This is a genomic window from Gilliamella bombicola, from assembly GCF_900094945.1.
GTDB lineage: Bacteria > Pseudomonadota > Gammaproteobacteria > Enterobacterales > Orbaceae > Gilliamella > Gilliamella bombicola.
This window is the reverse complement of record NZ_FMAQ01000006.1, coordinates 68,315-89,887: the sequence shown is the minus strand read 5'-3', so window position 1 is coordinate 89,887 and position 21,573 is coordinate 68,315. Positions and strand designations below refer to the sequence as shown.

Below are 21,573 nucleotides of genomic sequence, written 5' to 3'. Positions count from 1 at the left end.
ACCATGAGTAATGGAATCATTCAAGCAGCCTATGTTATTGCTGCATTACTTTTTATCTTTAGTTTACGTGGTCTTTCTAACCAAGAATCAGCCAAATCAGGAAATATCTACGGTATGATTGGTATGGCTATTGCACTTATTGCAGCAGTAGCTAGTATCAAGGGTGGATTACACTGGATCGTAATCTCAATGATTATTGGTGCAACAATTGGGTTATACCTTGCTAAGAAAGTTGAAATGACGCAAATGCCAGAACTTGTTGCGCTACTACATAGCTTTGTTGGTATGGCAGCTGTACTTGTTGGTTTAAATAGCTTTTTAGACTTAAACAGTCATTCACAACTATTTCATGGTAATGAGCTTACTGTACATTTAGTCGAAATTTTTGTGGGTGTATTCATTGGGGCTGTAACTTTCTCAGGTTCTGTTGTTGCATTCGGTAAATTAAATGGCCGTATTAGCTCTAAACCACTTTCTATTCCAAATAAACATTATTGGAATTTAGCTGCGATTGTTGTTTCGATCATATTAATGTATACCTTCATTGAAGTAGAAAATGGAACAGGTGCACTCATTAGTCTATTAATTATGGCAATAATTGCATTTGTATTTGGCTTCCATCTTGTTGCCTCAATTGGTGGTGCTGATATGCCAGTGGTAATCTCAATGCTAAACTCTTATTCTGGTTGGGCAGCAGCAGCAGCGGGCTTTATGTTAGGTAACGATCTATTAATTGTAACAGGCGCATTAGTTGGTTCATCAGGTGCAATTCTTTCATACATTATGTGTAAAGCGATGAACCGCTCATTTATTAGTGTTATTGCTGGTGGTTTCGGTAGTGATAGCAGTTCAACAAGTTCATCAGATGAAGAACAAGGTGAATACCGTGAAATGCAACCTGCTGAAGTTGCACAAACATTAAAAGAAGCGCGTTCTGTTATCATCGTTCCTGGCTATGGTATGGCTGTTGCACAAGCACAAGGTGCAGTAAGTAATATTACAGAAAAACTACGTGCAATGGATATTGAAGTGAGATTTGGTATTCACCCTGTTGCCGGACGTTTACCAGGTCATATGAACGTATTATTAGCTGAAGCGAAAGTGCCATATGATATCGTTCTTGAAATGGACGAAATCAATGATGACTTCCCAGATACTGATGTTGTTTGGGTTATTGGTGCAAACGATACTGTTAACCCAGCGGCAGAAGAAGATCCAAATAGTCCAATTGCTGGCATGCCTGTTCTTGAAGTTTGGAAAGCAAAAACGGTTGTTATTTCTAAACGCTCAATGAATACTGGTTATGCAGGTGTACAAAACCCACTATTCTTTAAAGAAAATAGCTATATGTTATTTGGTGATGCTAAAGATAGTGTTGAAAAAGTATTACAAAACCTTTAATGATTAATTCATTAATATACTGCGGCTTCCGCCGCAGTATATTTCTAAAATAGGAACTTAATTTAAATTCGCTTTAGCTAAAAAATCGATTATTTGATCCGTTATTTCACGGTGTATCTCTGTCCTTGTGCGATTCCCACCATCTTTACAAATAATTGCTTCTCCTTTAGCATCTTGCTCTAAAATATCTATAGCGCCTGATTTACAAATTTGCATGAAACTAAAATGCATTGCATCAGGGATAACAATATAAGTTGATAATGATTTTGAAAGAAACTGTTGTAAATAACCAGATTCTAGCTCTACATTCGTATCACCAACATCAATACCAGCACCAATGATTAAAGAAGGAACAGTAATATTTTTCAAACTATCTGCAGTAAATCCTCTAACTAATCCAGCATCTAAAGAAATAAATGACTTTATTCTCGGATCTGACATGTTTTTATTTAATTGTGGGTTATCTAGTCCAAGTTCATTTACTAACTGGCAAGCTTTTAAATGTGAATGTATAGTGCAATCTTGTTTAAAAAGGTTTGTATCAAACCTTGCTCCGGCAAGTGCAGCTACTGTCCAACCGCCAAGAGAATGCCCAATAGATGAAATTTTATTCATATCAATATAGTTTGCCAAAATCTCATCTATTTGTAACGCATCAATAGTTTTACTTAGATCTTGAGGACGTAACCACAATTTAGTAGATTGAGTAATATCTTTATTAAAATAAGTAGTTCCCGGATGATTTGGTGCAGCAACAATATATCCCCTATCTGCCAGTTCATAAGCAAGCCAATTTAAACTTTGCCAACTTCCTCCATAACCATGCGAAATAACAATCAAAGGATGTTTACGATAATTTGAAATAGGTGCAGCATCAGGAATAACTTTAGAACCATAAAAAATGGCATTATCACCAATAGTTACTGCTATTTGTTGATCATTGGTCGGATACCATATTGCAATATTTAAAGGTCTACTGTCTTCTTTGTTATAATAGATTTCCTTAAATCCCACATTTGAATAAGCATAGTTGAAAAAGGGAAAGGACAAAATAAGCGAATAAAGCAAAAAGTATAGTTTAGTCATTAAATTAATTTCCATTTAACAATGTTTCTCTTTTTTTAATGCTATAGTATGAATAACAAAAACACAATAAATAGTAATAGTAAAAATCAGTAATTAGTAGATATTTTTATTGAAAATAATCAATTACCTAACAGCATGAAACTTTAATATTACGACCAAACTAGAATTTTGAGATTGGATTTGGGGTGGTATAACGATTAATGACTATCTTTTTTGATTTGTTCTTTATGATATAAATAATAAGCTCCACGAGACACCATTCTTAGTTGAAAAATAAGATCTTCAATTAATTTTTGTCTTTGTACTGTATCAAAATCAATTGCTTCAGCTCCCGCATTAAAAGCAATAGTTACCATTGCTTCTGCTTGAGCTTCATTGTAATGGTGAGGCATCTGGTTGGCATTATCAAGATAATCAACAAGCTCTACAATAAAGTGTTGGATTTCTCGAGCAATAGCAGAACGAAAAGCTGCTGATGTTCCAGCTTTTTCGCGGAGAAGTAATAAAAAGACTTTAGGATTTTTATCAATAAACTCAATAAATGTGGTAACAGATGTCCGTAGTACACTACCACCTTTTTCAATACGCTTACGCGCTTGTCGCAATAATTGACGAAGAGTCAAACCACTTTCATCAACCATGGCCAAACCTAATTCATCCATATCTCGAAAATGGCGATAAAACGAAGTTGCAGCAATACCTGCTTCGCGGGCAACCTCTCTTAAACTTAAACTAGCAAAACCTTGCTCGGCATTAAGTTGATTAAATGCCGCATCAATTAACGTACGGCGGGTTCTTTCTTTCTGTTGAGCTCGAACACCGCCGCTGGTCTTGATATTTTTCATTTTATAGCTCAATCCTAGTTGTTTATATTTAACCTAATATTAATTTGCTGATTTTAATAATCGCTCTTTTTCAGCAAACACTTTCGGCATATGCTCACGGATAGTTTTAGCTATAGTTTCATAGCGAGAACGTAATGGCGAGCCAGGACGATAAATCAAAGTAATACTGCGTGATGGTACTGGCTCTGCACAAGGAATATAGCAAATATTATCTCGAACACGCTCATTAGGTGCCGCAAGCTCTGGAAATAAAGTGATTCCACGGCCAGCAGAAATCATACTACGAAGCGTTTCCAGACTGGTTGCTTTAAACTGTTTATCCTCATCAATACCAACTTGGAAACAATATCCCATTGCATGATCTCGTAAACAGTGACCATCTTCTAGCATTAAGAATTTTTGTCCTTTTAACTGAGATAGTTTAACGACTTTTTTACTAGCCATTTCACTACTTGCAGGAACAGCTAAAAACATCGGCTCGTCAAATAATGGTAGCTCAATAAACTGCGAGGTTTCTTTAACTTGAGCAACAATGGCACAATCAAGTTTTCCACTTTCAAGCTGAGCAACAATGCTAGCGGTTTGAGCTTCGTGTAAATACAGCTCTAACTGAGGGAAAGACTCATGTAACACAGTAATCACATGTGGTAAAAGATAAGGTGCTATCGTAGGAATCAAGCCGATATGCATTGGTCCTGACATTTCTTCACCTTGACGACTTGCCATTTCTTTTAGAATTTGAATGTTACGCAAAATCTCTTTAGCTTGCTCAACCAGCATCATGCCTGTTTGAGTAAATAATACTTTGCGACTAGTACGCTCTAATAACATTACGCCTAGTTCATCTTCTAATTTCCTAATTTGACCACTAAGAGTTGGTTGACTCACATTGCAAGCATCAGCAGCTTTACGAAAATGACGAAATTCAGCTAATGAAACAAAATATTCCAAATCACGAATATTCATAATGTCCCCAATAAGTTATTAGTTAATAGTATATACTCAAACAACTTCCATATGTAAAGTTATAACAAATAACATTCTTCATAATTTCTTAAACTATAATGCTTTATAAATTATATTCTGTAAAACAAATAAATAAAAAGAAATGTTGAGTATGGTTTTATTTAGTCTTTATTCAGCTAATTAAAATACTCTAACAAGAGCAAAACAAAATTTGTCGCTTTTAATTAAATACTGCCAATGTTACTATTGTTGATAATTATATTAAAAAAATCAAATATAATATTTAAACTATTTAGTAAAATTACAATTTTATTGTACTCATAAATACCGATGCTAAGAAACATGGAAAATTATTGACAGTTACGATATAATCGCGCGCTATAGTTGTTATTAAGCCAAAAACACTTTTTGAGGTGCGCTATTTTTAAACAAGTTTCACGTTTTTATCAAAAGTTTTTTCGCCATGAAGAAAAAAACAACAAACGACAAAAAATTGGTTATGTGTCTATTGCACGTAATGAGCATAATATATCCCGTAAAGACATTAGTGCGAATGCATTAAAAGTCCTCCATCGATTAAACAAACAAGGATACGAAGCTTATTTGGTTGGAGGATGCATAAGAGATCTCATATTAGGCAAAATGCCAAAGGACTTTGATATCACAACTAATGCAACACCAGAACAAATCCAAAAAATTTTCCGCAACTGTCGCTTGGTAGGAAGACGATTTCGTCTTGCCCATATTATGTTTGGTAAAGAAATTATTGAAGTAGCGACTTTTCGTGGAGATCATGATTCTCAGAATGGGCAAAACAATATTTCTAAACGTTCACAGTCTGGTATGTTGTTACGCGATAATGTTTACGGAACCGTTGAACAAGATGCAATTCGTCGCGATTTTACTATGAATGCACTTTATTATAGTGCAAATGATTTCACTTTACGCGATTACTGTGGAGGGTTGAAAGATTTACAAAAAGGCATTATTCAATTAATTGGCGATCCACAAACACGTTATCGAGAAGATCCCGTGAGAATGCTAAGAGCCATCCGTTTCGCAGCAAAACTGAATATGAAAATTGAGCCAGCTACCGCTGGACCAATTAAAGATCTTGCACCATTATTGAAAAATATTCCCTCTGCTCGACTTTTTGACGAGTCCCTTAAACTTTTACAAGCAGGATACGGTTATAAAACTTACCTGTTACTAAGAGAATATTGTCTTTTCGAACAGCTATTTCCGACTATTGAGCGTTTATTGGCTAATAACCAAAATAGTCATTTAGAAAAAATCATTGAGCAAGTTTTAAAAAATACTGATTATCGTATCGCTAACAATAAACGAGTTAATCCTGCATTCCTATTTGCTGCTTTTTTTTGGTATCCAATTATTGAACAAGCAAAAGAAACAAGTGTTGAAAGCGGTTTGCCATTTTATGATTCGTTTTCGATGGCAATTAATGAAGTGCTTAGTGAACAATGTAAAAATATTGCCATACCTAGACGCTTAACCACCATAATGGGAGACATTTGGCGTTTGCAGCTACGGATGAAAAAACGAGATGGGAAACGTGCATTTGCTATTTTAGAGCACCCTAAGTTTCGAGCGGCCTACGATCTTTTAGAAATACGAGCATCAATCGAAAAAGGTGAACTCTTGGAGTTAGCTAAATGGTGGGATGAGTTTCAATACACTTCACTCGAAAAAAGAATAGTGATGGTAAAACAGCTAAACAAAATGAATAAACGCAAGGGGAAACGTTAATTTTTAATTCGCACTTTTATAAATAACAGCTATAATGCTTCAATTAGAATAATCATAATAACTTTTTAATCATTGATGAAAAAATTAGCGCCTTCTCTTATTGCAATAGCTGTTACTCTTTCTTTGTATAACAACTCTAGTTATGCTATAGATTTACCTAAAGCCGCTATTAGCAATAACCCTCAATGTCTTATAGGCGTTCCTAGGTTTGATCGCCCTTTAGTCAATGGAGACATAAACAGCTTACCTGTAAATGCTGAAGCTGACCAATTGGAAGTATTCTATCCAAATATAGCCGTATATAAAGGTGATGTATTAATAGAACAAGGTAATCGCACCGTCCAAGCAGACAAAGTAACAATCGACACTCAAGATAACAATAATCGAGCTGTAACACTAGAAGGTGATATTACTTATCAAGATAATTTAATACAACTGAAAGGCGATAATGCATCAATGAATTTAAATAACAATGATGCAAATATGAGCCCTAGTCAGTATCAACTTGTCAATAGACTTGGTCGTGGCAATGCGGATCAGATGAAACTTGAAAAAAACCGATATGTTATTTTAAAAAATGGTAGCTACACATCTTGTCCTGTTAATGACAGTACATGGAACATTAAGGGCACAACGGTTATCCATGACAATGAAGAACAATTACTAGAAGTTTGGAATGCCGTATTTAGTATTGGCAAAGTCCCAGTCCTGTATTCACCGTATTTACAACTACCAACTGGAGATAAACGCCGTTCGGGTTTATTGATGCCTAATTTAGGCTATGACAGTATTGATGGTATTGATTTTTCAATGCCAATTTATTGGAATATTGCACCAAATTATGATGCTACTTTTACACCAAGAGCTTTACAAAACCGTGGTGTACAATTACAAACAGAATTTCGCTATTTAAATGAACTAGGATTAGGTACACTTGCATTTGACTGGCTACAACATGATAGTAAATATAATGAAGATAGAAGCAATCATGTTAATGGTAACAATTATGATGATAATAACCATCGTTGGTTGTTCCATTGGAAAAATGAAGAACTAATTAACTATAATTGGCGTTTTTATGCCGATACAACTCGAGTTAGTGACAATCAGTATCTCACCAATCTAAATTCTAAATACGCTTCTCAAACTGCTGGATATTTAACACAGTTTTATAAAATCGCTTATAATGATGAAAATTGGGATATTACTTTAGGCTATAGGCACTTTCAGCCATTTCATTCAGAACTAAAAAACTCGCTTTACCAAACCGAACCACAATTGGATATGAGTTATTATAATAATGACTTGGGACCATTCAAATTTAGGACATTTTCTCAAATATCTCATTTTTTGACATCAGGGGAAGATAAACCTAAAGCATGGCGAGCTCACGTTGAACCAACGCTAAATTATACTTTAACCAATTCTTGGTCATCATTAATCACCGAAGCTGGTTTTATGGCAACACATTATAATCAAGATCGCATTGATAAAGATATATATAAAGACTTAGATAAAACTGTAAATCGTTTTTTACCTAAATTCAGCATTGATGGTAAAGTCATCTTCGAACGTGATATAAGTTTTATTGATGGTTATACCCAAACATTGGAACCAAGAGTAAAATACATTTATATTCCATACCGAAATCAATCCAATATTGGCGCCTATGATTCCACTATATTACAATCAGATTATATAGGTCTATTTAGAGATCAACCTTACAGTGGTCTAGATAGAATTGCCTCAACCAATAAAATATCAACTGGTGTAACAACTCGGTTTTATGATAATAACAAGGTTGAAAAATTTAACTTATCCATTGGACAAATTACTTATTTTACTAAATCAAAAACTAGTGAACATAATAATGATTTAGATGAAAACTCTGATACAGGTAGCATTACTTGGGCATCTGATAATTTTTGGCGCATAAGTGATGATATAATCTTTCGAAGTGGTGTTCAATATGATACTCGGATTGATACGATTTCATTAGCTAATACAATATTTGAGTACCGACCATCCGGTGATAAGTTAATGCAATTATCTTATCGATATGCAAACCGTAACTATATTGACGTTGTAGATAAAAACCCTTCTTATAGAGGTTATAAGCAAAATATTTCTCAAGCTGGAATAATGACTGCTTGGCCATTATCACAAACAGTTAGTGCTGTTGGTTCCTATTATTATGACGTTAAATTAAAACAAACTGCAGATAGCTTTGTTGGTTTGCATTATAGCGATTGTTGTTGGGGAATGACGGTACAGTATGGCAGAAAACTAACAGATTGGGACAATATTTCTCGAAAAAGTAAATACGAAAATAAACTGTCTATTAACTTCGAATTACAAGGTTTAGGCAACAACCGAGATACCAAAGCTAAAATGCTAAATTTCGGTAAGCTACCATATACAACAACATTTGAATAAAATACTTTTGCAAATATAGATTACCGATAAATTTATTGTAGGCTACCAATGCCTCAACAACAAAATGAGTTGAGTGAATATGAAATTATTAAAACTATTTATCACCTTAAACCTAAGCATAAGCTTAGGAATTATAACTCCATTATCTGCGAATGCCGCACCAAAAGTGGTAGAACAGGTTGCTGCCGTTGTTAATAACAATGTCATTTTAGAAAGTGATGTTAATGATATGCTAAAAACAATTAAAGCAAGCACTGATTCCCAAAATCTACCTAATGATAAAATACTCAGACAACAAATTATTGATCGTTTAGTTATTGAAAACTTAATTTTACAAAAAGCAGCTAAGGCTAAAATCACTGTTAGTGATGACGAAGTAACCAATGCAATTGATAAAATTGCGTCTGAAAATGATATGACCATTGATCAACTTCGAAGCAAACTCTCAACAATGGGGATCAGCTATAGCTCCTATCGAGAAAGGATCCACAATGATATGTTGATTGATGAAACTCGAATGCATGAAGTAAGACCTAGGATCAAAATTTCAGAAAAAGAAGTAGAAAACTTAGCAAAAAATATTACTCGCCAACCAGCTAATAATATTGATGTAAAAATCAGTCATATTTTGATTTCTATACCAGAAAAAGCATCTAAACAACAAATAGACAATGCTGTAAATAAAGCACAAGATATTATCAATCGGGCACAAAAAGGGGAAAACTTTGCTAAATTAGCTACCTCTTATTCAAATGACGACCTTGCTTTAAAAGGCGGCAGTATGGGTTGGCATAAACTAAATGAATTACCGACCCTCTTTGAAGAACGTTTAGTACGTGCAGCAAAAGGTAGTATTATTGGTCCTATTCGTTCAGGTGTTGGTCTGCACATTATAAAAGTTGATGATACTCGTTCAGAAGCACCAAAAACTATTACACTTCAAGAAGTCAATGCTCGTCATATCTTGATTAAAACAAACGTATTAGTTAACGATAAAATTGCCCAACAAAAACTAGCCGATATTCGCAAATCAATTACTAATGGCACAATAACCTTTGAAGCTGCAGCTAAGGCGAATTCTGAAGATACAGGTACAGCCGAAAAAGGAGGCAATTTAGGTTGGAATCGTCCTGAAATTTATGATAACGGGTTTAGAGACGGCTTATCTCAGCTAAAAAAAGGAGAAATTAGTCAGCCAATAAAATCATCTTACGGATGGCATTTAATCCAATTAATTGATACAAGACAGATTGATGGTACAAATGCGATGAAAAAAGATCAGGCCTATCGACTTATTTTTAATCGTAAATTTTCAGAAGAAGCCCAAGTATGGGTTCAAGAAATAAAAGGTGACGCTTACATCAAAATTACAGGTGAAGATAAGCATGAATAATCGTGTTCACCAAGGGCATTTTGCCCGTAAAAGATTCGGACAAAACTTTTTACATGATGACTATATCATCGAAAGTATTGTTGCAGCGATTCAACCAAAAGCAGATCAAGCGCTAGTGGAAATCGGACCAGGACTTGCAGCATTAACAGTACCTGTAAGTAAATATGTTGATCATTTAACCGTTATAGAGATCGACAGAGATTTAGCCAGTAGATTGATCGAAAATCCATTTTTACATAATAAACTAACCGTTATTGAACAAGATGCACTGACCTTTGACTTTAATCTATTGGCCGAGCAATTAGATAAACCATTAAGAGTATTTGGTAACTTACCATATAATATCTCAACCCCTTTGATGTTCCATTTATTTGAACATGCAAATATCATCACCGATATGCATTTTATGCTACAAAAAGAGGTAGTAACTCGCTTAGTTGCAGCACCTAATAGTAAAGATTATGGTAGATTGAGCGTAATGGCTCAATATTATTGTCAAATCATTCCAGTTCTTGAAGTCCCACCAACATCATTTAAACCTGCACCAAAAGTTGATTCAGCAGTAGTTAGATTAGTACCCTATAAAGAAAAACCTTATCTTGTTAATGATATAAAAACACTTTCTCGTGTAACTACAGAGGCATTTAACCAACGACGTAAAACTATTCGTAACAGTTTAAGTAATATGTTTACTGTTGAACAGTTAGTTGAATTGAATATTGACCCAAATTTACGTGCTGAAAACTTAACAGTACAACAATACTGTCAACTAGCAAATGCATGGAAATAATATTATGGCAAATCTACTTATTGGTGATATTCATGGCTGTTATGATGAATTTATGCGGTTACTTGAAAAAGCAAAATTCTCATCATCTGACACTCTGTGGCTAACTGGAGATCTTGTTGCTAGAGGTCCAAAATCACTAGACGTTCTAAGATTTGTTAAACATAATGCCAATCAAATTAGATTGGTATTAGGTAATCATGATCTACATTTACTATCGATTTATGCCAATATTACGCAGGCCAAAAAGAAAGATAATCTTGAAGAGCTCATCCGTGCGACAGATCTTGATGAATTAATGAATTGGCTACGTAAACAACCATTAGTTCAAATCGACGAATCATTAAAACTAATTATGACTCACGCAGGTATTTCACCACAATGGGATCTTGAAACACTAAAAAAATGTGCCAATGATTTGAATGCTATGTTATCAAGCGATTCTTATATTTTATTCCTTGATAAAATGTATGGCAATTTTCCTGATGAATGGCAACCAGAATTACAAGGCTTAGATAGGCTACGTTATATTGCTAATGCATTAACCCGTATGCGTTTTTGCTATGAGGATGGTCGGCTAGATTTCTACTATAAAAAATCACCCGAACAAGCACCATCAAAACTTAAACCTTGGTTTTTATTACCTAGTAAAATTTCAAACGAATATAGTATCGCTTTTGGACATTGGGCGGCATTAAATGGCAAAGGGACACCAGAAAACATTTATGCACTTGATACAGGATGTTGTTGGGGTGGAAAACTGACATGCTTGCGCTTTGAAGATAGAAAATATTTTAAAAAGAAAAACATCGAAATAAAAACTAGATAAACCACTATAAAAGGATCAATTATTATGTCTGCTTTATCTGCCATTAAATCAATATGGAAAATGATTAACTTTATTAGAGAAATATTTCTTAACTTAATTTTTCTAATTATTATTATTTTGATCTTTAGCTCTATTGCATTAATCAAAGAAGCACAAAAACAAGAAATTGTTCCACAATATGGTTCATTAGTTCTGGATATTGAAGGAATTATTGTTGACAACACACTTTACAGTGATGAAATCTATGCTTTACAAAACAAAATCTATGGCAAAAAAGTCAATACTTCTCGTGAGAATAGTTTATTTGAATTAACTCAAAAAATAGCTCAAGCTACTACTGATCCAAAAATTACAAGTATAGTACTTAAATTAGATAATTTTACTGGTGCCGATATAAGTTCGCTACAATATATTGGGAAATATTTAACCAAATTTAGCGAAGCAAATAAACCTATTTATGCTTTTGGTTCAAATTTCAATCAAAGCCAATATTATTTAGCTAGCTATGCTAATAAAATATACTTAGCACCACTTGGTTCTGTTAATGTATATGGGCTATCCGCTAATAATCTATACTATAAAACCTTACTTGATAATTTAAAAATCAATACACATGTTTTTAGAGTAGGTACTTATAAATCAGCCATTGAACCATTTATTCGCAATGACATGTCTGAAGAAGCAAAAAGCAATACAACACGCTGGTTAACACTTATGTGGAATAACTATCTTAATGACATTTCTACACAACGAAAAAAAGCCGATACACAATTGGTTCCCGCCCCAAATATTATGTTAACAGCGTTAAAAGAAGCTAATGGTAACATGGCTCAATATGCTATATCTAATGGATTAGTTGATGCTATTGCCTCTAACTATCAATATGAACTTGATTTCAATAACCAACATGAGGTTAGCATTTATGATTATCAACTCAAATCAAAAAATGAAAAATCAGACAGTGACTCCAAGGGGAAAAAACCACTGATAGCAGTTGTATTTGTCAATGGTACTATCACCAATGGCGAAAATAGTAGTAATATTGCTGGTAGCCAAGACATTGTTGAACAGCTGAGAAAGATTCGTAAAAACTTAAACAAACATAACATACAAGCAATAGTATTACGTGTAAATAGCCCTGGGGGTAGTGTAGATGCATCGGAAGCAATTCGTAGTGAACTAGAAGCGCTACGTGATTACCAGATTCCTATCGTTGTATCTATGGGAGGAATGGCTGCATCAGGTGGATACTGGATATCTACCGCATCTGATTACATAGTTGCTAGCCCAAATACGATTACTGGCTCTATTGGTATTTTCGGTATTATTCCAACATTCGAAAACTCTTTATCTCATATTGGTGTTTATAGTGATGGTATAACTACATCACCATTAGCAAGTAATACCTCAACACAAAATCTGCCTAAAGAAATGAGCCAATTAATTCAAATGAATATTGATAATGGTTATCAAACATTTATTTCGTTAGTAGCAGATGCAAGAAATATGACAACCGAACAAGTAGATCAAATTGGACAAGGCCAAGTCTGGTTAGGGTCAGAAGCAAGCAAAATTGGACTTGTTGATAAGTTAGGCGATATTGATGATGCCATTGAAACTGCTGCAACATTAGCGAATGTAACTGATTATGAAATTGACTGGCAAAAACCAAAAGGAAATTGGTTTAATGCATTTTATTCGGATATGATAGCTATGTTACCTAAATCCACTGCAGAAATATTTTTTGAACAACTACCAGCAGCGAAACAACTTAAAGAACATGTTTCTTTATGGAATAAGTTTCAAGACCCACAAAATCGCTATATTTATTGTCTAAATTGTGCCGACGTGCGCTAATACACAAATCATTATCTACCATGCTCGTGGTAGATAATGATTCGCCAATTTATACCTAATTGTTTTTATCTTTTAAGCTATTTAGCCCTGATTGGGAAAAATAACGCATATGATTCATCGCTTCTTGAATGTATTGATAATTTGGTGTTTCATCTGTTTCACGATTATGTAAATCCATATAATGATTAATACCTAATCGATTCACGAAATAAATATGATCAGACGTTCTAACTGCATAAGAACTATAATTTGACATCAAAAGCCAATTACGATCAGTTATAGGACTAAATAAGTCATAACCTGTCGAATAATCGCTTATATCATTTTTTACATATAAATAATGTTTCATTAAGGTAGGAACGACATCTTCATGGCTAGTTAATTTTTTACTATTATTTTTAAGATTTTCTAACTCTTTCGCGCCAATAATAATAAAAGGAACCTTTGTTTGTGCATCAGTATAATTACCATTATGCCCCCAAAATCCAAGTTTATTATCATTCATTTCTTGAGCATGATCACCAGTAATAATCAATATTGTGTTATCTAAAGAACCTGATGCAGCAAGCTCATCATAGACATTTTGTAATAAATAATCATCATAATAAACACTTTGTTTGTAACGATTAAAAATTGGCAAAGGATCTGTATCATTATTCAATGTCATATAATTTAGATCACCAATAGGTTTAAACTTGACCGAAAAATCGGCAGGAAAATCGTAAGCATGAGGAGCATCATAAAATAAAAAAGAAAATGTCGGTCGAGAAGTATCGCGAGCTTTATACCATGCAAGCCAATCCTCTGTGATTTGTTTATCACGACTAGATGCCGAACCATCTTTACTACTGATTCTTAAATTTTTGATGGTGACAAATGCAGTTCGATCAAATTCTGGAGCAGAAACTTTAGCTGAAGTAAAGATGCCGATATTATAGTTTTCTTTTTGTAACGTTGTGATAAACAGTGAAGGAATACTATTTCGTAAAAATGAATCCCAATACGTACCAGGAATACCATAAAATAGCCCAAAAATACCTGTACGAGTTGCATTCCCTGTTGAGTAATGGTTATCAAAAATCACACCATTATTCTGCTTAACAAAACGGAATGTATTAGGAGAAATAGCCTCACTAAAGGTATCATATCGCCAAGAATCTAAGACAATAAACATAATATTTTGTGGCTTATTATTTTCAGGATTAATCACCAATTCTTTTTTGGGATAATCAACACCAGTGTTGTCATTATTCTTATTATATACGACTTTTCTTTGCCCATTTGCATCAAAAAAGCTCATAATCTTTTTCGACGTAAATGGCTTATACAATGGAATATATTCTTTTACAACCATAATAGGTGAATAAGCGTAATAAAAGGCAACCATATGTACTACATGGTTCACTAAAAATGAGCTAAAAAGAAATATTGTTGATATCAAAAGAATTTTTGATTTATTATGCTGTACAGTGAATTTTTTATTAACAAGATAAAGAATAAAATATTCAGCACAGAATGAAACAATAATAACAGCTAACATCAATAAATAAGTAATTATTGAAAAATCAACAACCTGCCCCGATAAAACCATTGCTAAAACAGATTGATTTACATGAAATCGGTACTGTTGAAAAACAATAGTATCAATATATAATCCAATTTGGATAAAGCTGAATATTGCAGCAAGAATAATATTACGAATAGACTGTTTAAGCCAAATAAAAGGAATACAAACAATAAAAAGTAATAAATAAGCAGAGAAAAAATGCCCCAACACAGCAAATACTGAAAATGTCACTCCAGCCCAATTAAAAGACGCACCTGGTACAATAAAAAATCGAATTGCTAGTATTGATGAAATAAAGATATTAATTAGAACAAAATAGTATAATTTTTTCATAGTATTCGCTATTGAGTAATGACTTAATGATAAGAATTTTATATACAAAAAAGGCTCAATTCAGAGCCCTTTTATTTAATTTAAACAAAATTGAAGGCGACTACCTTCCTATTCAAAATTTGAGCCGTTAGGTAAATAATTTTCCATTAATCACCTCGAATAAAATACATGATATAGCTTAATACTATTATAACCTAAATAACCACTAATACCATTTTTTCAATGCGTCAGCATCGGATTTTTTTGCATCAACCCATATATCGCCATCAGTAGTTCTCTCTTTTTTCCAGAACGGGGCTTCATTTTTTAATATATCCATAATAAATTCAGTTGCTGCAAATGAATCAGCTCGATGTGCACTACTCACACCTACAAATACAATTTGTTCGTTGACATTAATTTTACCAACACGATGAATAATAGCTACTCGGCTTAATTGCCATCGTTCTCTAGCTTGAGCAATAATATTAACCAAAACCTTTTCAGTCATTCCTGCATAATGCTCTAAAAATAAGCTTATTGTATATTTTTCAATACTACGAACTTTGCCCATAAAGGTAACAATGGCACCATCTTGTGGTAATTGTGAAAGCCAATCGGTTAGCTTATTAACATCAATAGGTTCTTGGCTAACTTTAATAAGATCCATAATACTAACCTCCTGTCACAGGAGGAAAGAACGCAATTTCATCGCCAGCTTGAACAATATAATCAAAATCAACCAATGTTTGATTTACAGCACATAAAACAGAACGCTCTTTGAAAGCCAATAACCATTGATCACCACGATCACTTAATTGTTCAATAAGACGAAAAATTGAAAGTTGTTCTGCATCTAACATCAAACTCTCTACACCAATTAACTCTCTAATTTGGGCAAAAAAAATAATTTTATTCATACTACTCACTGTTCTTATGATTTAGCTACAAAATCGCCAGATTTACCACCCTTTTTTGTCAATAGTCTTACTTGAGTAATCACCATATCTTTTTGAACAGATTTACACATGTCATATATAGTTAACGCAGCAACAGAGGCGGCTACCAATGCTTCCATTTCGACACCCGTTTGACCACTCAATCGACAAATAGATTCAATTTTGACACAACAATTCACTAAATCAGCTTCAATATTAATTTCAATTTTACTCAATAAAAGGGGATGACATAAAGGAATAAGTTCCCACGTCTTTTTTGCAGCTTGGATGCCCGCAATTCTTGCCGTTGCAAAAACATCACCTTTATGGTGTTTTCCCTCAATAATGCTATTTAATGTTTTGGCATTCATCATAATAAAGGACTCAGCTCTTGCTTCCCGAGTAGTGATTGGTTTATTTGATATATCAACCATGTGGGCATCGCCTTGGCGATTAATGTGTGAAAAGGATTCAGACATCCGCTATATATTCCTTAAAAAAGTAAAACTATATTGTATTGCCAAGATAGCAAATTTTATAAATAGATACCACCACATTTGACTAGATCAATAACACACTAAATTTATTAAAATAGAATAAATCAGGTTAGATTTTGCGAGTTAAACGAAAACTGCGTACAATATAACTTTTGATGAATTATAATTGTGACTTTTCAATGCCTATTGCTCATGTAGCCTTACCTGTGCCACTCTATCAACTTTATGATTATAGCTTAGCGATGCCTGCTCAAGTTGGAATGCGGGTTAAAGTTCCTTTTGGTAAAAGAGATACAATAGGCATTATTGTTAACATTGATGAAAAAACAGAATTTAATGTAAAAAAACTAAAAACCATTAAAGCAGTTATTGATAGTGAACCAGTTTTTACACCTTCTATTTGGCAGCTATTAAACTGGGCTGCTAGTTATTACCACTACCCTATCGGCGAGGTTCTGTTTCATGCTATGCCTATTTTGCTAAGACAAGGGCGCCATGCGTTCAAAGAAGAAATAAAACAATGGCAATTAACCCAATTGGGGAAGCAGATTGATTTAGAATCGCTATCACGAGCCCCAAAACAACAATTATTACTATCATCATTTAGAAATAATACTATTTCTAACACTAACATAAGTAACACAGTCTATCACGAATTACAGAAAAAACAGCTTATAGAGCAAGTAAGCCACCAGCCAGATCACATTCAATGGCAAACAAATTTTTCAGCTAATGCTAGTTCAATTCAGTTAAATAAAGAGCAGAGTTATGCGATAGAAACAGTCAATAAACAAAATCAACAATTTGAGGTATTTTTACTAGAAGGCGTAACTGGCTCAGGTAAAACTGAGGTCTATTTGAATATACTCTCTAATATTTTAACTGCAGGAAAACAAGCATTAGTACTTGTTCCTGAGATTGGTTTAACACCACAAACAATTAAACGTTTTAAACAACGTTTTAATGCTCCAATTGATATTCTTCATTCAGGATTAACAGATAAACAAAGACTAGCAGTTTGGTTAAGAAGTAAAAATGGAGAAAATGCTATTGTTGTAGGTACTCGCTCATCACTTTTTACCCCATTTAAAGACTTAGGGGTAATTATTATTGATGAAGAACATGATAGCTCCTATAAACAACAAGAGGGTTGGCGCTATCATGCGCGAGATTTAGCAATTATACGAGCTAAATTTAATAATATTCCGATTATTTTAGGCTCTGCAACACCATCGCTTGAAACACTCAATAATGCACAAAACGATAAGTACCACTTATTACAATTAACAGAAAGAGCAGGTAATGCAACGTTAGCCAAACAGTCAATTTTAGATTTGCGTGGGTTAGTACTTACTGCTGGTTTATCACAACCATTAATTGAGCAAATAAAAAAACATTTATCTAATAATAATCAGGTAATGTTATTTTTAAACCGTCGAGGCTTTTCACCATTATTAATATGTCATGATTGTGGCTGGATTGCTGAGTGTCCTCGTTGTGATAGGCCCTATACATTTCATCAGAAACAACACAAGCTGATTTGTCATTATTGTGATACACCAAGAGCAGTACCCAAACAATGCCCAAAATGTGGCTCTACTCATTTAATGCCGATTGGATTTGGAACAGAACAACTTGAACAGCAACTTGAGATTCTTTTTCCTAATATCAAAATTAGTCGTATTGATCGAGATACAGTTAGTAAAAAAGGTGCATTAGATAACTATTTACACAGTATTCAACAAGGTGGTGCACACATTTTAGTTGGCACACAAATTTTGGCAAAAGGACATCACTTCCCTGATGTAACTTTGGTTGGAATTGTAGATGTTGATGGAGCTTTATTTTCAAGTGATTTTCGAGCAACTGAACGATTTGCTCAAATTTATACACAAGTATCAGGAAGAGCTGGCCGTGCAGCAAAAGCTGGTCAGGTCATTTTACAAACGTATCATCCTGATCATCCATTACTTAATGTATTACTAACTGAAGGCTATCAAAAATTTGCCAAGCTGACATTACAAGAAAGAAAACAAACCCAACTACCTCCATTTAGTTATCAAGCATTGATTCGTGCAGCAGATCGCAATAATTATTACGCACCAACACTTTTACAACACATTTATGATTGGTTAAAAGCACATTATAATCATACGTTATGGCAACTTGGGCCAATGCCTGCAAGTCAACCAAAAAAAGCGGGCTATCATCGTTGGCAATTACTGCTCCAACATACAAATAGGCAACATTTGCAGCAAATATTAAATCAACTATTAATAGAAATAGGTCAATGGAGTGAAACATCGAAAGTGAGATGGAGTATTGATGTCGATCCAATTGATAATTAGATTGATATTATTTCCACCAATATTAATTGGTGGAAATAATAAATTATAAAATTATTTTACCGGCATTCTTATCTAGTGTTGCTTGACCAATACCAGAAACTTCTTTTAACTGCTCAACCGAAACAAAAGGGCCAAATTTTTCTCGATATTCGATAATTTTATGGGCTTTACTTGGCCCAATCCCCGTCAATACTTTTGATAATTCTTCTGCCGTTGCAGTATTAATATTTACTTGAACAACTTGTTTTTGTTCTTGTTTAACTTTAGCCGATGTCGTTGGAGTTGAATCGGCAAAGCTTATGTTAGAAAAAACAAAACTTGATAATAAAATACATAATAGTGAAAATAATTTCATTTGATTAATCTCCCAAAATAGTTAGGCAAATAAATTTGCTTTATAACTATCTCACTTAATCAAATAAAATAAATTTCATGAATGGCAAGAATGAGAAAAGCCACCTAAGTGACTTTTCTTTTTTTCGATAATTGCTACTATTTTGAGAACTAAATCACAGATTAGCATCTGGCATAATTTCTATCTTAGCTTTAGAGCGTATGTCAGCAGCAAGATAATAATGCATTTCACTAATGAATAAAGGTAACAGCTCAGAAGAAAGATCTTCATATTTTGTTGGGGTATCTACCTTAGTTAGTACAACAATATAAGCACTTTTATCATCGATAAATTCCGCACCAAAAATCCTCTTTCCTGATGCTGATGGATTTAAATTAAATACCATATTAACAACTTTTGGGTCGAGTTCGGTTGAATTCCGTTTCAAGGTGTATTTTTGTGCAAACTGAACATTTTTAGCTTCTCCTGTTTCATTTAATTGAGTCAATATATTATCGACACTAGATTTAAACTGGTTTTGAGCCATTTTTGCATAGAGTTTTTTATGAATTTCGTTTTTCACCTCATCAAATGGCGCAACACCTTCAGGACGATAATCAATTGTTTGTACAACAAAATCATATCTACCATAATTCCTTTCAGCAATTATTAAATCAGAAATTTTCCCTGTTGCTTTACCATCGGCTATCATTTCTTCACTAAAAACTACGTCACTAACTTCAGGATGAGTTGTTATTCCAAATTTATCGTTGAAAAATATCCAATCAGAGGTCTTTACTTCTAGTCCAACTTTCTTAGCAAGTTCTTCAATACTTTTAGGAGAGTCATGTAATGCAATTTTAATTTTATTTTCGTCATTTTCCAAAGTCTGCTGTATTTTTTGTTGAGTCAGTTTTGAATCAATTTCATACTTCGCAAAATCAAAATCCATAACCTTAGAGGGCTGTATATCATCTAATTTCACGATTGCATAACCGCCGTCAACTTTAATTGGTGATGAAATTTTCCCTACTTTTTTCAACTGAGCATTTTTAAAAACTTGAGGTAAAGAGTCATCATCAGCAAACCACCCTAATGACCCATTTTTACCATATGGAGAAATATCATGATTTTGATTGAAAGTTTTAGCAATATTATCAAAATCAGCTCCAGAAGAAAGATCCTTCGCAATTTGATTAGCTTGCTGTTCATCAATAACAAAAATTACACTATAGGCTTTCTTAGCTGGATAAGAATAAGTTTTAATATTTTTATTATACTCATTCTTAATCTCGTCTTCAGTAACATCAATTGTTTTTCTTATAGCATCTTCTGATACAAAAATATATTTAACTTTTACTCTCTCTTTCCTAAAAAACTCTTTTAAATTTTCGTTATAGTATTTTTGTTCATCATCTATCGTAATATGTGTTTCATCAATATCACTTATTGAAGTATTAACTGAAGTAGCATATACACTTCTAGTTTGATTTTTGAGTGAAGATATTTCAGAATCGATTGGCAAAACAAAACTGCTATTTGTCAAAGCATTAATCACCTGTTGTTGCTGCAATACAGTTCTTATAATTTCGGCATAAGCATCTGGAGTAATATTATTTTCAGCTAGAAGGTTTAAATATTTTTGAGTATCAAATTTACCATTTTTAAAAAAATCTCTTTGTTTCTTAATGTAATTTTTAATCTGTTCATTACTAATAGTTACACCTATCTTTGCTGAAAATTTATAAGCTAAATAATTATCAATTTGATCTGATAATACACCCCGACGTATCTGTTTGATAAAAGAACTATCCCCTCCAGTATTCGCTGTTGCTCGTCTAGCTTGGGCTTCAAATTCAGTGCGGCTGATACCGTCACCATCAACTTTGGCGATGTATTGTTGCTGATCACGTGCACTATTATTACCACCGCCAAAACCTAAAAATCCGACGCCAGTGAAAATGAAACATAAAATAATTATTGCAAAAATAATCTTAACAACAAGATTATTTGCTGCTGTTCGGATTGTTTCCATCATTTCTTGCGATTCTCCGTATACCTAATGTTTATTTTTGAAAGTATAGCATATTTAACTAAATTGGCTATTGTCCGAATATTAAGTCCAAAAAAAAAGATCAACACCAAGTTGATCTTTTTCAAATTAAAAAATAATTAATTTAAGCTAGCTGAACGGCCAACACTACTTTTTA

The 21,573-nt window shown here is 33.5% G+C and carries 17 protein-coding genes; 8 read left to right on the top strand and 9 right to left on the bottom strand.

Annotated features, from left to right (window positions below):
- The first annotated feature begins 3 nt into the window (after positions 1-3).
- Positions 4-1,401 carry a Re/Si-specific NAD(P)(+) transhydrogenase subunit beta gene (pntB, locus tag GA0061081_RS06840; protein WP_091348699.1) on the top strand — a complete coding sequence of 466 codons (1,398 nt, stop codon included), beginning with the start codon at positions 4-6 and terminating at the stop codon, positions 1,399-1,401.
- Between the two features lie 57 nt (positions 1,402-1,458).
- Here the strand turns inward: pntB and GA0061081_RS06835 are convergent, their stop codons facing one another.
- The 3 genes from GA0061081_RS06835 to oxyR all read right to left on the bottom strand — a co-directional run bounded on the left by GA0061081_RS06835 (position 1,459) and on the right by oxyR (position 4,298).
- Positions 1,459-2,487, bottom strand: coding sequence for an alpha/beta hydrolase family protein (locus GA0061081_RS06835; RefSeq protein WP_209435385.1), 1,029 nt, complete (start codon positions 2,485-2,487; stop codon positions 1,459-1,461).
- A gap of 197 nt (positions 2,488-2,684) precedes the next feature.
- On the bottom strand, positions 2,685-3,332 hold the full coding sequence (fabR, locus tag GA0061081_RS06830) for an HTH-type transcriptional repressor FabR (protein ID WP_091348694.1): 648 nt from the start codon (positions 3,330-3,332) through the stop codon (positions 2,685-2,687).
- Positions 3,333-3,371: 39 nt separating this feature from the next.
- A complete protein-coding gene (gene oxyR, locus GA0061081_RS06825) occupies positions 3,372-4,298 on the bottom strand; it encodes a DNA-binding transcriptional regulator OxyR (protein WP_091348691.1) in 927 nt (308 codons plus the stop codon).
- Positions 4,299-4,718: 420 nt separating this feature from the next.
- Between oxyR and pcnB the strand changes: the two genes are divergently transcribed.
- The 6 genes from pcnB to sppA all read left to right on the top strand — a co-directional run bounded on the left by pcnB (position 4,719) and on the right by sppA (position 13,367).
- Entirely contained in the window at positions 4,719-6,065 is a 1,347-nt protein-coding gene (gene pcnB / locus GA0061081_RS06820; RefSeq protein WP_425337790.1) for a polynucleotide adenylyltransferase PcnB, read from the top strand.
- Between the two features lie 75 nt (positions 6,066-6,140).
- Entirely contained in the window at positions 6,141-8,501 is a 2,361-nt protein-coding gene (gene lptD / locus GA0061081_RS06815) for an LPS assembly protein LptD (RefSeq protein WP_091348688.1), read from the top strand.
- A gap of 79 nt (positions 8,502-8,580) precedes the next feature.
- A complete protein-coding gene (gene surA, locus GA0061081_RS06810; RefSeq protein WP_091348686.1) occupies positions 8,581-9,894 on the top strand; it encodes a peptidylprolyl isomerase SurA in 1,314 nt (437 codons plus the stop codon).
- Positions 9,887-10,684 (top strand): 16S rRNA (adenine(1518)-N(6)/adenine(1519)-N(6))-dimethyltransferase RsmA, encoded by a 798-nt coding sequence (gene rsmA, locus GA0061081_RS06805; protein WP_091348684.1) that lies wholly within the window; start codon positions 9,887-9,889, stop codon positions 10,682-10,684. The genes surA and rsmA overlap by 8 nt, the downstream gene beginning before the upstream one ends.
- A gap of 4 nt (positions 10,685-10,688) precedes the next feature.
- Positions 10,689-11,510, top strand: coding sequence for a bis(5'-nucleosyl)-tetraphosphatase (symmetrical) ApaH (gene apaH / locus GA0061081_RS06800; RefSeq protein WP_091348680.1), 822 nt, complete (start codon positions 10,689-10,691; stop codon positions 11,508-11,510).
- A 24-nt stretch (positions 11,511-11,534) separates the two neighbouring features.
- Positions 11,535-13,367 carry a signal peptide peptidase SppA gene (sppA, locus tag GA0061081_RS06795; protein WP_091348677.1) on the top strand — a complete coding sequence of 611 codons (1,833 nt, stop codon included), beginning with the start codon at positions 11,535-11,537 and terminating at the stop codon, positions 13,365-13,367.
- Positions 13,368-13,422: 55 nt separating this feature from the next.
- On the opposite strand, the gene GA0061081_RS06790 is transcribed toward sppA, so the two are convergent.
- From GA0061081_RS06790 to moaC, 4 genes are all read right to left on the bottom strand, one after another.
- Positions 13,423-15,267, bottom strand: coding sequence for a sulfatase-like hydrolase/transferase (locus tag GA0061081_RS06790; RefSeq protein ID WP_091348674.1), 1,845 nt, complete (start codon positions 15,265-15,267; stop codon positions 13,423-13,425).
- A 205-nt stretch (positions 15,268-15,472) separates the two neighbouring features.
- Complete coding sequence (gene moaE, locus GA0061081_RS06785) at positions 15,473-15,916, bottom strand: molybdopterin synthase catalytic subunit MoaE (protein ID WP_091348671.1); 444 nt, start codon at positions 15,914-15,916, stop codon at positions 15,473-15,475.
- Between the two features lie 4 nt (positions 15,917-15,920).
- A complete protein-coding gene (gene moaD / locus GA0061081_RS06780) occupies positions 15,921-16,166 on the bottom strand; it encodes a molybdopterin synthase sulfur carrier subunit (protein WP_091348669.1) in 246 nt (81 codons plus the stop codon).
- A gap of 14 nt (positions 16,167-16,180) precedes the next feature.
- The gene (gene moaC / locus GA0061081_RS06775; RefSeq protein ID WP_091348666.1) at positions 16,181-16,663 is read right to left on the bottom strand and encodes a cyclic pyranopterin monophosphate synthase MoaC; all 483 of its coding nucleotides are present in this window, start codon (positions 16,661-16,663) and stop codon (positions 16,181-16,183) included.
- A 197-nt stretch (positions 16,664-16,860) separates the two neighbouring features.
- On the opposite strand from moaC, the gene priA reads away from it, so the two are divergent.
- Positions 16,861-19,029: a primosomal protein N' gene (gene priA, locus GA0061081_RS06770; protein ID WP_091348663.1), complete on the top strand. Its 2,169-nt coding sequence runs from the start codon at positions 16,861-16,863 to the stop codon at positions 19,027-19,029.
- Between the two features lie 43 nt (positions 19,030-19,072).
- Here the strand turns inward: priA and GA0061081_RS06765 are convergent, their stop codons facing one another.
- Positions 19,073-19,384, bottom strand: a complete 312-nt coding sequence (locus tag GA0061081_RS06765; protein ID WP_091348659.1) for a ComEA family DNA-binding protein — start codon at positions 19,382-19,384, stop codon at positions 19,073-19,075.
- Positions 19,385-19,538: 154 nt separating this feature from the next.
- Entirely contained in the window at positions 19,539-21,401 is a 1,863-nt protein-coding gene (locus GA0061081_RS06760) for a SurA N-terminal domain-containing protein (protein ID WP_091348656.1), read from the bottom strand.
- Positions 21,402-21,573: the final 172 nt, after the last annotated feature.

What these genes read in the sequence shown, in the direction of transcription:
- GA0061081_RS06765 (WP_091348659.1), bottom strand. Translation starts at nt 19,384, where the DNA reads ATGAAATTATTTTCACTATTATGTATTTTATTATCAAGTTTTGTTTTT.
- fabR (WP_091348694.1), bottom strand. Translation starts at nt 3,332, where the DNA reads ATGAAAAATATCAAGACCAGCGGCGGTGTTCGAGCTCAACAGAAAGAA.
- surA (WP_091348686.1), top strand. Translation starts at nt 8,581, where the DNA reads ATGAAATTATTAAAACTATTTATCACCTTAAACCTAAGCATAAGCTTA.
- pntB (WP_091348699.1), top strand. Translation starts at nt 4, where the DNA reads ATGAGTAATGGAATCATTCAAGCAGCCTATGTTATTGCTGCATTACTT.
- lptD (WP_091348688.1), top strand. Translation starts at nt 6,141, where the DNA reads ATGAAAAAATTAGCGCCTTCTCTTATTGCAATAGCTGTTACTCTTTCT.
- rsmA (WP_091348684.1), top strand. Translation starts at nt 9,887, where the DNA reads ATGAATAATCGTGTTCACCAAGGGCATTTTGCCCGTAAAAGATTCGGA.
- moaD (WP_091348669.1), bottom strand. Translation starts at nt 16,166, where the DNA reads ATGAATAAAATTATTTTTTTTGCCCAAATTAGAGAGTTAATTGGTGTA.
- GA0061081_RS06835 (WP_209435385.1), bottom strand. Translation starts at nt 2,487, where the DNA reads ATGACTAAACTATACTTTTTGCTTTATTCGCTTATTTTGTCCTTTCCC.
- apaH (WP_091348680.1), top strand. Translation starts at nt 10,689, where the DNA reads ATGGCAAATCTACTTATTGGTGATATTCATGGCTGTTATGATGAATTT.
- GA0061081_RS06790 (WP_091348674.1), bottom strand. Translation starts at nt 15,267, where the DNA reads ATGAAAAAATTATACTATTTTGTTCTAATTAATATCTTTATTTCATCA.
- GA0061081_RS06760 (WP_091348656.1), bottom strand. Translation starts at nt 21,401, where the DNA reads ATGATGGAAACAATCCGAACAGCAGCAAATAATCTTGTTGTTAAGATT.
- moaC (WP_091348666.1), bottom strand. Translation starts at nt 16,663, where the DNA reads ATGTCTGAATCCTTTTCACACATTAATCGCCAAGGCGATGCCCACATG.
- sppA (WP_091348677.1), top strand. Translation starts at nt 11,535, where the DNA reads ATGTCTGCTTTATCTGCCATTAAATCAATATGGAAAATGATTAACTTT.
- priA (WP_091348663.1), top strand. Translation starts at nt 16,861, where the DNA reads ATGCCTATTGCTCATGTAGCCTTACCTGTGCCACTCTATCAACTTTAT.
- moaE (WP_091348671.1), bottom strand. Translation starts at nt 15,916, where the DNA reads ATGGATCTTATTAAAGTTAGCCAAGAACCTATTGATGTTAATAAGCTA.
- oxyR (WP_091348691.1), bottom strand. Translation starts at nt 4,298, where the DNA reads ATGAATATTCGTGATTTGGAATATTTTGTTTCATTAGCTGAATTTCGT.